Origin of the sequence: Akkermansia sp. JRP_AM1, from assembly GCF_049262625.1 — a bacterium.
Taxonomy (GTDB): Bacteria; Verrucomicrobiota; Verrucomicrobiia; order Verrucomicrobiales; family Akkermansiaceae; genus Akkermansia; species Akkermansia massiliensis.
Map to the genome: position 1 here is coordinate 3227397 of NZ_CP118234.1, position 11707 is coordinate 3239103.

7 protein-coding genes are annotated in these 11707 nt (G+C 59.6%); 6 read left to right on the plus strand and 1 reads right to left on the minus strand.

Translation table 11 applies throughout. The annotated features are described in order from the left end of the window. The first annotated feature begins 29 nt into the window (after window positions 1-29). The 6 genes from PVA48_RS15595 to PVA48_RS15620 all read left to right on the plus strand — a co-directional run bounded on the left by PVA48_RS15595 (window position 30) and on the right by PVA48_RS15620 (window position 5062). Entirely contained in the window at window positions 30-401 is a 372-nt protein-coding gene (locus tag PVA48_RS15595; protein ID WP_102728397.1) for a hypothetical protein, read from the plus strand. A gap of 123 nt (window positions 402-524) precedes the next feature. Further along, the gene (locus PVA48_RS15600) at window positions 525-1229 is read left to right on the plus strand and encodes a response regulator transcription factor (protein ID WP_022398097.1); all 705 of its coding nucleotides are present in this window, start codon (window positions 525-527) and stop codon (window positions 1227-1229) included. Window positions 1230-1232: 3 nt separating this feature from the next. Next, window positions 1233-1892: a hypothetical protein gene (locus PVA48_RS15605; RefSeq protein ID WP_423232031.1), complete on the plus strand. Its 660-nt coding sequence runs from the start codon at window positions 1233-1235 to the stop codon at window positions 1890-1892. After that, window positions 1853-2809 carry a sensor histidine kinase gene (locus tag PVA48_RS15610; RefSeq protein WP_423232032.1) on the plus strand — a complete coding sequence of 319 codons (957 nt, stop codon included), beginning with the start codon at window positions 1853-1855 and terminating at the stop codon, window positions 2807-2809. Before PVA48_RS15605 ends, PVA48_RS15610 begins: the two co-directional genes overlap by 40 nt. 329 nt (window positions 2810-3138) lie before the next feature. Further along, on the plus strand, window positions 3139-4071 hold the full coding sequence (locus tag PVA48_RS15615) for a UDP-glucuronic acid decarboxylase family protein (protein WP_102721743.1): 933 nt from the start codon (window positions 3139-3141) through the stop codon (window positions 4069-4071). 241 nt (window positions 4072-4312) lie between these two features. Next, a complete protein-coding gene (locus tag PVA48_RS15620; RefSeq protein WP_102728395.1) occupies window positions 4313-5062 on the plus strand; it encodes an acyl-[acyl-carrier-protein] thioesterase in 750 nt (249 codons plus the stop codon). 338 nt (window positions 5063-5400) lie between these two features. Here PVA48_RS15620 and PVA48_RS15625 read toward each other — a convergent pair whose 3' ends face one another. Further along, a complete protein-coding gene (locus PVA48_RS15625; protein WP_215709543.1) occupies window positions 5401-11307 on the minus strand; it encodes an autotransporter domain-containing protein in 5907 nt (1968 codons plus the stop codon). Between the last annotated feature and the right edge of the window lie 400 nt (window positions 11308-11707).

Consider the following 11707-nt stretch of genomic DNA (forward strand, 5'->3'; position numbering starts at 1 on the left):
GACGTACGGTCCAGAATACCGCTCTCCGCATGTCTACCTCCACAAAAATATTTGTCGGCATCGTGATCGTCGTCGTCATGGCGCTCACCTCCCTCTGGGGCGTCTATGCCCCCACCTTCTCGGAAGCCTACGTACTGCCCGTACAGATGACGACGGCGGACGGCGCCCCGCTGGGCAACTTCCAGTGCCGCCCGGTGGCCGCGGAAAACGGGAAGACGCTCCTGGTCTTCCGGGATACGGACTTCCTGCGCCAGACCACGGGGAACATGGTCCATTCCAAGATCATCCTTTCCTACAAGGGCACGCCGTTCTTTGAAGGCATCGTCCCCGGCCCCATGGAGGCCATAGAAATTCCCTCCGGGAGCCTTCCGCCCCAGTTCCAGGCGCTCCAGCAGAACTGACCTGGGCTGCTCCGGAAAAGAAAACCTCCGAACCGGGAACCGCCCTGTTATGGCATTGTTACTGAAAGGGCGCAGGTTTCTCTATACAAACAGGGAAACATTGTGGTTTTATAGAATCAAACGATGAGTGATTCAGCCTATACCATTCTGATTGCGGAGGATGACGACAGCATCAGGCACGCCCTGACGGACGTGCTGACCGCATCCGGCTACGAGGTGCTGGCGCTGGAAGAGGGCCTGGCCGCCATCCGCGCCGTGCGGGAACGCAACTTTGACCTGGCCCTGCTGGACGTAGCCATGCCGGGAGCTGACGGCTTCCAGGTGCTCCAGGTCATGTCTGCGGAGCGCCCCGGCACGCCCGTCATCATGCTCACGGCGCGCGGGGAGGAGGAGGACCGCGTGCAGGGGCTCAAGCTGGGGGCGGACGACTACATCGTCAAGCCGTTCAGCATCCGGGAGCTGCTCGCCCGCATCGAGGCCGTGCTGCGCAGATCCCCGGAACGGCCGCGCCAGCTCCGGGAAATCCGGATCCCCGGCGCATCCCTGGACAGCGCCAACCGCCTGCTCACCTTTGAGGACGGAAAGGAAACCTCCCTGACCGCACGGGAATTCGAATTCCTCACGTACATGGCCACCCACCCCAACCGCGTCATCACGCGGGACGAACTGCTCCGGCGCGTGTGGGACGTGGACCCGCGCCTGACGGATACGCGCTCCGTGGAAATGACCGTCATGCGCCTCCGGGACAAGCTGGGGACCGTCGCGGCCGCCCCGCTGGAAACGCTCAGAAGCCAGGGCTACCGCTGGAACTCATCCTTCGTCTCCTGACCCGTGAACCGGCGCATACGCATCACTCTGCTGGCAATCAGCCTGCTGCTGGTCATCGGCACGCTCGGATGGCTCACCCACGTTCTGCTGGTGCAGGCGGAGGAAACGGGCCGCTCCGAACAGCGCATCAGGGTGGAGGCCCTGGCTCATGAAGCCAAGCTGGAAATGGACCGCCTCCTGACCTCCTTCATCACCTTTGAACAGGCCCGCGGCTACTTTGAATACCAGCCCTTTTACGCCTACAAGCGCCCTTATGACCAGCGCATGGGCTCCCCGGAACCCGGAGAGGCCGCCCGCGGCTCCAACCTCTCCTCCTACCTGCCGGACTACGTCACGGCCTATATCCAGATTTCCCCCTCCGGCCATGTAACCGGACCCGCGCTGGACCCGCAGCTTGCCGAACATCTGAATGAGCAGAAGGACCTCTACCAGCGGCTGAACGGCAAGGTCTCCGCCCTCACCTCCGTGCCGTCCAGCGGCAACCTCTGGACGGACATTCGGAATGAAATCCTGCATGAAGCCCCGGAACCTGAGCCGACGGCATCCGGCACGCCGGCCCAGGTGGAAACCGTCACCTCCTTCGTCCCAGTGGAAGACGGGGGAACCTCTATATCCTGCGCCAGGTGCACACCAGCCGCGGCGTCTATTTGCAGGGGGCCCTGATGAACATGGACAACCTGAACCGGCGGCTGCCCGGCCAGGTAAAGCTGTTGCTTCCCCACAGCCGCCTGGCTACCTTCAATCCCTCCGCCCCGCCTCCCGCAGAAGCGCGGCAGACGGGCACGCTCCCCTTTGCCAACGCCCCCCTGGTCTTTCTGCCGGGAGACACCGGAGCCGTCCCCCTCCAGGACCACAAGAAAATGCTGACCTGGACGCTCACGCTCATCTGGAGCATGGTACTGCTGGGCGCGGCAGGCGTCATCTGGCTCATGCTGGGCACCTTCCGCCTGGAGCAGCGCCGCGGGGACTTCGTCTCCGCCGTCACCCATGAACTCAGGACGCCGCTCACCTCCTTCTCCCTGTATACGGAAATGCTGGAGGACGGCATGGTGCCGGAGCAGAAAAAGCCGGAATACTACGCCAACATGCAGCGGGAATGCCGCCGCCTGGAACACCTGATTGAAAACGTGCTCTCCTACTCCCGGCTCCAGCGGAACGCCATCCGCCGCACGCGGGATACGCTCACCTGCCAGGAACTCTTTGAACCCATTGCGGAAAAAATAGACCGCCGGCTCCGGGAGGCGGGCATCAGCTTCTCCTTTGCCCTGGCGCAGCCCATCCGCATCCTGCCCATTCATACGGATGCCGTCTCCGTGGAGCAGATCATGGACAACCTGACCTCCAACGCCATTAAATACGCCAAGGGGGAAAACGCCAAAGTCCAGCTCACCGTCCAGGCGGACCGCCACAACATCGTCATCCGCTTCCGGGACAACGGCCCGGGCATCTCCCCGAAAAACCGCAAGCTGGTGTTCAAGCCCTTCCGGCGCACGAAGGACGCCTCCGACAGCCGCAAGCCCGGCGTAGGCCTGGGGCTGGCGCTGGCCAAGGATACGGCACGCTCCCTGGGGGGGACCTGAAACTGGAATTCGGCACCTTGGGGGAGCCAGCTTCCTGCTGACACTTCCCAAATCCTGACCCCGCCAAGGGGCCTGCACGTCTCCATCTGCTTCCCGGCCCGCACGGAACCATCTTTCCTCTTCCATCGCATCCCCTTCCCTTGCCCGGCTGTTCCACAAAACATCCCGCCCGGGAAAATCCTGTCCGGCATGCTATGCGCTTGCCTTCACGTGACGGATATGTGACATTGAACCGCAACGCACGGCGGGACGAAAAATTCCCGTTCCACGCAGGAATATCCGCCTTCCCTTCCGGCGCGGCGGAGCGCAAAACGCATGGACATGCTATCATGAGTAAAAGGATTTTGATCACCGGAGGAGCCGGCTTCATCGGCTCCCACCTCAGCGAACGGCTTCTGAAAGAAGGCCATGAAGTCATCTGCATGGACAACTTCTTCACGGGCAGCAAGCAAAACCTCCTTCACCTGGCGGACTATCCCGGATTTGAAATAATCCGCCATGACGTCACCGTTCCCTGCGTGATGGAAGTGGACCAAATCTACAACCTGGCCTGCCCCGCCTCCCCTCCCCATTACCAGTTTGACCCCATCCACACGGTTAAAACCTCCGTGCTGGGCGCGCTGAACATGCTGGGCCTCGCCAAACGGTGCAAGGCCAGAATCCTCCAGGCTTCCACCAGCGAGGTATACGGCGACCCCATGGTCCATCCCCAGCCGGAAACCTACTGGGGCAACGTCAATCCCGTGGGCGTCCGCTCCTGTTACGATGAAGGCAAAAGATGCGCGGAAACCCTGTTCATGGACTACCGCCGCATGAACGGGGTGGACATCCGCATCATCCGCATCTTCAACACCTACGGACCGCGCATGAACCCGAACGACGGCCGCGTGGTCTCCAACTTCATCGTGCAGGCGCTGAAAGGGGAAGACATCACCATTTACGGAACGGGCAGGCAGACCCGCAGTTTCCAGTACGTGGACGACCTGGTGGAAGGCATGGTCCGCATGATGAACACGGAAGGCTTTTCAGGCCCTGTGAACCTGGGAAATCCCGTGGAATTCACCATGCTGGAACTGGCGGAAAAAGTCATTGAAATGACGGGTTCTTCTTCCAAAACGGTCTTCCGTCCCCTGCCCCTGGACGACCCGGCCCAGCGCAAGCCGGACATCCGGCTGGCGGGAGAAAAACTGGGTTGGAAGCCCAATATTCCGCTGGAAAAAGGCCTTGAAAAAACCATCGCCTACTTCCGGAGCATTCTGTAGCGTTTCCGAGGCGCCGCATGCTTATGCGGCAACTTAATCATTATTGGCGAACTGATTTCATTAAAAGGCGTGGCTTACAGCCGCGTTCCTTTCGGTTGCCGCATAGGCAAGCGGCGCTCCAAGGAAGCAATCCGGAAATTCCGGGAAGCTTCCCATGCGGTCCATGAACTCCGGCATGCCGAGCGGCTCATTACCCGTTTTTGGCTGGTGCGGTAAAACGGTTCGGCTAAAATGAATTGTTATGAAACATGCCGACGCCCACGGAATCTATTCCACTCAAGCCACTGTCCGCACTTATGAAAGCGGTGCGGACGGCCTCATGAAACCGGAAACGGTTCTGCACTGGTTTCAGGAAATAGCGGAGGCCCACGCCTCCTCCCTCGGCTTCGGCTATGACTTTGTGATGTCCCGCGGCCTGGCCTGGGTGGAAGTGCGCCTAAACACGGCCATCAGCCGCCTCCCCCGGTGGAAGGAAACGGTGGAACTCCGCACCTGGACCGCGCAGGAAACGCCGCTGCTGGCGCGCCGCAATCTGGAAATAAGGGACGCCCTGGGAAACCAAATCGTCACGGCAAGCTGCCTGTGGGCCGTCATTGACGTACGCCGCAGACGCCCGGTGCCGTTGAACAGGCACATTGATGCCTTCCCGGATACTCCGTGTGAAGAAACGGTGGCTCCGGCAGCCATGGATACCTCGGGCCTTCTGCCGACCATCCGGGAATGGATGGCGGAACGCCGCGATACGGACTTCAACCGCCACATCAACAATGCCGCCTACCTGGTCTGGGCGCTGGAATCCCTGCCGGATTCCTGGCTGGAGAACCATGAATTGACGGGAATCCACCTGCATTTCAAGAAGGAAACCCATGCGGGAGAATCCATGAAATCCCTGCTGTTCCGCCAGGACTCCCTCACCTCCCACCACATCATGCACGGAGACGAACTGCGGGCGGAAGCAGTGCTGGAATGGAAAGCCGCCGCAATCGCATAAAAAAGGCCCTATTCCACGCCTTCCGGATTTTTCTGACATCAGACAGCGGACGAGGGCGCGCAGGAGTATTCTGCGCCGTTTTATAGAATCGGAAGGGGCGTGCCGTGTGGAGGGCAGAGAGCGGCGCAGGGAGAGTAGTGGACAAAATGGACTTGATGGACAGGATGGACACCATTTTTTTTTCTACTCTGTCCTTTCAGCCCACACGGCCTATTACTCCGGAGGACGCTATTTCCTTACACAAGCAGGGCCGCCCCGGCTCTTGTCCGCAACGGCCCTGGAAGTCCGGAGAGCAGAGCGTCTCCGCTCCACTCTCAACTCTCAAACCTCAACTCTCCTTAAAAGTCATACCGGTAGCCGATACTTCCGTTCACCGAGTTGGCTCCGTCCCGGAAGTCCGCGTTCCCGTTGATGAAGACCGTTCCCTGCGTTCCCACCGGCACGCTCAGCCCCGCTCCGATTTGCAGAGCCGTCGTTCCAACCTTGGCCCCACGCACGCTCTGCATGAAGCCGGGGTTGCCCAGCAGCGCCACATTGGTTTCTCCGCGGCGGTCGCCCATGTCCTGGGCCGCGTTCACCCGGAACTCAGCCAGCGCTTCTCGACCGAAGATGTTGCTGCCAATGAGCCCCATCCAGCGGCCGCCCAGCGCAACCGTTCCCGTCGTCCATTCCTGCTTGCCTACATTCAGGCCCGCGTTCCCCGCTCCCGTTTCCGTGTAGCCGTCCATGCGCGTCGTCACTACCGAGGCGTTGGCCAGGGGCTGCAGGATGCTGCTCTTGTCTTCGTTGAGGTACACGTCGTAGGTCAGTTCATACATCGCTCCAAAGCCCCACCCGCTGGTGTTGCCCTGCGTCCTGTAGCTGCCTTCCCCGTAGTTGACCGTGCGGTTGAGCTTCGCGTCGTTCCAGCCTCCCGTCAGAATCAATGTGTGCGCCCAGCGCTTGCTCTGGTAGCGGCCGAAGAGGTTGGCGTAGTAGCTGTCCAGGTGGCCGTCCGCGCTGTCCGCCGCGCTGGCCGTCAGGTCGCCGTAGTTGGCCGTGAAGGCCGCTCCCATGGTAAAATGGTCGCTGAGGTCCACGTCCATGCCCACGGTGCCGCCCCAGGTGGTGAGCTGGTAGCCGCTTTCATCCCCCCTGGTATCCAGCTTGGCGTAGGAGCCCGTGCCTTCCATCCACATGTGGAAGTAGGGGAGGTCTTCGTTGATGTAGGCGGGGTTGACGCCCATGAGGGTGGTGCGGTTCCTGATCCAGCCCATCTGGTCGCGCAGGGCGTCCTTCTGGGCCGTGCCCAGCGCGTTGACCGTGCTGCCCGCTACGGCGGCCAATGCCCTGGATGCTCCCGCCAAATCAGGATTGCTCCCCGTAACCATGGTGCTGATGGCATTCATGACCTGCCCGAGCCGGGAAGTGGCGTCCAGGTTGTTCCTGGCTCCCCACAGAAGTTCGGAACCTGCTCCGGAATTATGGGAATTCACCGCAGGCTTAAAAATATTATCCTGCTGTACCGTGGCGTTCAGCACAATATTGTTTCCTTCCCGGACCATGGTCGCATCCTTGTAATACACGGCAAAGAGTCCGGAAGTACCCACGGACATGGATTCCCCTTCCGCCATGCCGTCAATCGCGTCCGCGGTCATCAGCACCACTCCGTCCAGGTTGTCATACGTTCCCAGGCCCGTGTTGCCGGTCATGTTGGCAAGCGTAAAGCCGGCGCCGTTCCCGATAGTAATGGAATCCGCCGTCAGCATGGCGGAGCCGAAAGGATCGGCCGCGCTCAGGTTATACACGAATTCCGTCATGGAACCGCTCTGGAAGTCAACGCTGCCGACGTTCAAGGTGGTATTGGGGTCCCCTGCTCCATTCCCGATGGCCTCAATGCGCAGGGTGCCGGAAGCGCCTACCGTAACGTTGCGGTAGTCAAGCGCGGGAGCGGCGGACGTGCCTTTCAGCACCAGGGTGCCCCCTCCGTGCACGCCCAGGTCATACGTGGAGCTTCCGGTCTGCATCACCTGGGTTACCTTGCCGGAGACGTCAATGCTCCCTTCCCCGTCCAGTGTGCCGGAGAAAGAGCCGTTCACGGCGGATGCGGAGGTGACGGACAGTGCATTGCCATTCAGGGCCAGCGTTCCAGCGCCGGAGAGGGCCAGAATGGACTTCTCCCCGGTCCCGGACAGGCTCAGCGTTCCGTTCAGCGTCACGGAGGTTCCGAACAGGCCGGCTTCCCCTGCCAGGGTGAGGGAAGAACCTTCCTGAACGTTCAGGCGGCCTGCTCCGGAAATGGTGGTCGCCTGGTCCAGGGTGGAATCCCCGGCAGTCTTGAGCGTTCCGCCCGCAGAGATTTGCAGGGAGCCGCCCTCCGCGTCATCTGCCAGGGTGGCCGTCGTGGTCCCTCCGATCACGACGCGGACGGGTTCATCCGCAGAGGCGGAGGACAAAGTCAGCGTGCCGATATTATTGGCGCTCCCGTTCAGGGCCAGCGTGCCTTCCCTGGCAACCACCGCATTGGAGGTATTGACATTGCCATTCAGCACCAGGGTCTTTTCTCCCGTCTTGATCAGGTCCGCGCCGTCACCGTTCACGGTAAGATTGCCGTTGAACACGGAGTCGTCCAGATCGTTCGCAAGTTCGATATCCAGCGAACCGTCCCCGGCGGCATTCACCACCAGGTTGCCCGTGCTGCCGGTGCCGGAGGAAAGATGCCGGATGATGGTCTTGTCCGTATTGGCCGCAGGCACGTCAAAATTCAGGGTGAGGTTTGTGTCCACAATCACCTGCGCATAGGAATTAAGGGCCGGAATTTCCGTCACCGTGGAACCGTCCACGGACGAAATGTAAATCTGGTCCGTTCTGCCGGAAATGATGATGCTGCCGCCTTCCACCCCCTTGATGCCGAATCCCAGGCTTTCCAGCGTGGCATTGAACGTAAGGTGCTGGTTGAGCCACGCCACCAGGTCGCTGGAAGGCAGGCCGGTGATCGTTCCGTCGGTCAGCAGAATGCCTACGGATTCCAGTTCGCGCATGGCGATCAGGATATCCGTATCAATGTCCATGTGCAGCGTGAGGTCGGAAGCGTCCCCGCCGAAGGAAACGGTGCCCGTGGCCGTGTCATTGAACTGGAGCAGGCTCTTCTGGTCCCCGGCAGCGGCATACGTGGTATTGTTCGCACCCACATGCAGGGAATTATTCCCCGTCAGCGTCAGATTTCCCGTCAGGCCGGTAATGGCCGTTCCCGCCGTGGCGGTATTGATGCCGCCCACCTTGTCCCCGGACAGGCCGCCCAGGTCAATATCCCCGGAATTGGCCTCCGCATTCACGGTTACGCCGCCGGCAGTGGCGTAGGCTCCTGCATGTTGCAGCCCTCCCTTGGTAATGGTGATGTTGTTGGCAATCGCCTGGTTGTTCATGTCCAGAACGGAACCGCCGTTAACGGAAACATTCCCGGTCCCCAGGGAACCGGCGCCCAGCGCCTTCACCGTGCCGCCGTTCAGGGTGGTTCCTCCCTGGTAATTGTTAGCGGCGTTCAGTTCCAGGACCGGGGACCCGCCGGCCCTGTTCACAATCAGAGCTCCTGCCCCGGTAATCTGCCCGACCCAGGAGCCTGTGCCCTCTCCATTGCCCAGCTGAACCGTGCCGCTGGTAATGGTGAGCGTCCCCGTAGCGGTATTGTCCTGCGTCAGCACCAGCGTTCCGGTTCCGGCCTGTTCCACCCTGGCGTTCAGGGCGCCTTCCGCTCCTACGGTGGCGTTCATCAGAACGAGGTCATTGGTGTAGGAGAATTTGAACAAGCTTGTTCCGCCGTCAGCCTTTAACACCACACCATCCCCGAAAAGCTTGCCATCATTCAGGGTCGCCGCCGTATTGTTGCCGAATGCCCAGGTAAACAGGGCATTGCCAGTGCGGGTGAACGCCCCGTGGAACCCGGTCATGTCTCCCGTCAAGTAGGCGAAGGCATCCCCCAGTGCGGTGGTCACCGTACCTGAACCGGTGAATGCCCCGCCAAAGTAATAGGACTTGCCGCTCCCTCCGTTTAGGTAGGTTCCTTTCTCCAGCACATTGATCGTTGCCATGACGGCGGTATCCGCCGTGTTGACGGCATCCATCCAGAAACCGCGTCCATTCAGGGTTAACGTCCCCCTCCCCATGCTGGCGGCGGTGGCAAACTGGAGGTCGCGGGCATCATTTGTACTGCCCGGATTATTATTCAACCCGGATGCAACCAGTTCCCCGGTAAAGGATGAATTGTCTCCTGAAATGTAAAAACGGGATTTGGCCGCCTGGTTGTCCAGCTCAATCCGGCCCGCTCCGCTCATGCCGTTGATGACGATGTTGGCGCTGTTTCCGGAAGGCATTCCATCGATGGCGCTGGAAATGGCGAGGGTTCCTCCCGCATTCACCGTGACTCCCGCGGAAAACCTCGTTTGAACACTTCCGGAGGCAATGGACACGGAACCTCCGTCCACCGTCAGAGCGCCCGCATACACGGCGGCGCCAAGATTCAAGGTGCCGTCTCCGGATTTTTCCATGGCCATCGCCTTGTAATTATCCACGGAAGCCCACGTTACGGCGTTCCCGTTGGTATCCACTTTAATGGAGTTCTTGCTCGTGGAGGAAATCTGTCCGGAAATATCCGCCGTCACGCCAGCGCCATACTGGAGGATACCGCCGTCAAACGACAGACTGCCGGCGCCGAGGGCGGCGTCATCTCCCATTTCAAGCGTGCCGCCGCCCAGGATCACCTTTCCGGTATAGTTGGTATTGGCCGTATTGATGGTCAGCTTGGCGTTGCCGGTCTTTTCCAGATTACCGTTGCCTTCCAGAGAGCCGCCCCCTGCCGCGGCATCCCATACATAATCCGTCGTATCCGCCTGCACCATGATAATCGTGGGAGAGACGGCGCCATCAATGGTCACCGTCTGCGGGGCGCTGCCGCCAATGTCTCCCATGACGACTCCGAAATTATCATTGTAAACGCCGTCGTCCTTCCACGGGGAAGCGGCGGGAGCAGTGACGGACCAGATTCCGTCGCCCCCCTTCCATTCAAGCAAAGCCACCTGCGCCACCACCAGGGTAAGCTTGCCGTTCCCCGTGCTCCAGGAACCCAGAAGATTGTCGCCCAGGACAAAGGAACTGGCAGGAACTCCGGTGACGGTGCCCGCGCTGATCAGGTCATAGGAACCCTCCGTCCAGGCCACGCCGTCTATCGTTCCCTGCCCCAGAAGCAGTTCGCTGTTCACGGTCAGCGTTCCGGTCACATTAAGCAGAGACGCGCCGGAAGCCGGAAGAGCGGAGAAATTCAGGAGGGACGAGTTTCCCAGCGTCAGGTTTCCCGTAATCGTGCCGGACGCGCCCAGCGTCAGACTGCCAGCAGCGGCAATACCAAGAGTTCCACCATTCATGTTCAGGGAACCCGCGGCGGCAAGAGTCACATTGGAAAACTGCGTGGCGGCGTTTACCGTCAGGCCAGATGAACCACTCACGGTCAGCGTATTATTGTAGGTAGCATCATGCTGCGCTTTCAAATTGCCTCCATTCAGGTTCACCATTCCCGAACCCAGAGCAGTAGCATTATTCAACTGCAATGTTGCCCCTCCCGTAACCATCCAGTTCGCTGTCATGGCCTGACGGTTCCTGTTGACGGATTGATCAGTTACATTCGTCGTCTGTGCGGCCGAATTCAAAATCAGCGTACCAGAATACCCCACACCTCCCACAGTAATTGTGGGGGGATCAGTAATCCCTTCCCCAACCGCAAGCGCTCCATAAACGTTCATGGTCTTGCCTGCAGCGATCTGGAACAAGGTATTCGCATAAAATGAAACGCCCTCCCAGGCCGTACCCGTTGATCCTAACGAAAAATCCTCCCCGATGTTGAAAACCGTCGCCTGCCCTTCTCCCGGAGCACGGAAATTGACGACGCGGGAACCGCCGTCGCTGGAGGATACACTGAATCCTGAAGCACCTGCCGCCACATTAATGCCACCCAGCGACAAGCTATTGAACTGGGCCTTGACGGCCTTTTGAACATTATCTCCATATGGTCCGCTGAATTGCATAATATTGGCACTGGTTCCGGCCCACACGTTTGCATAATTGGTCGGCGCCGGATTCCAGTTGGCATTTGTATGGATCCAGCCATCCGTTCCGCCAAGCCATGTATAGGTTTCCGCCAAGGCATGCGGTGAGGAAACGGCGGCCATGCAGGCAATCAGAGAGGACAGGAGACCCAAGGGAAGGTGCAGCTTCATAATTTTTAATGAAAATGAACGTGAAAATACCTCCTGAACCTGACAGGAGGCTTTTTATCATCATTAACGGATTAAAAATCCTCCTACAAGCTTAAACGTTGATTCCGTAGGCGTTGCAACTCTCCTGGAAGACCGTTTTCATGCTATATCTGGTCCGCAATCAGGTATGTTCGTGGTGGTATCCTTATCAGTATAAACATGCAAGCAGGTTCATTCTGGTATATTGGCGGCTTTTCCGTTCCCTAGCGGATTTTTAATCCGCCTTGCGAATCATTCCGGATGGAATCAATAATCCATTTTAACATCATTTATTCCACTATATGATATCAACTGCGCTACTGCACCATGCCGGCAGAAGCGCCGCACAGCATGCAATGTTCCGTGACGCAGCAGGGCCGTT

Excerpts from the sequence above, each read along its gene's own strand:
- PVA48_RS15595 (WP_102728397.1), top strand. The coding sequence starts at position 30 with ATGTCTACCTCCACAAAAATATTTGTCGGCATCGTGATCGTCGTCGTC.
- PVA48_RS15600 (WP_022398097.1), top strand. The coding sequence starts at position 525 with ATGAGTGATTCAGCCTATACCATTCTGATTGCGGAGGATGACGACAGC.
- PVA48_RS15615 (WP_102721743.1), top strand. The coding sequence starts at position 3,139 with ATGAGTAAAAGGATTTTGATCACCGGAGGAGCCGGCTTCATCGGCTCC.
- PVA48_RS15620 (WP_102728395.1), top strand. The coding sequence starts at position 4,313 with ATGAAACATGCCGACGCCCACGGAATCTATTCCACTCAAGCCACTGTC.
- PVA48_RS15625 (WP_215709543.1), bottom strand. The coding sequence starts at position 11,307 with ATGAAGCTGCACCTTCCCTTGGGTCTCCTGTCCTCTCTGATTGCCTGC.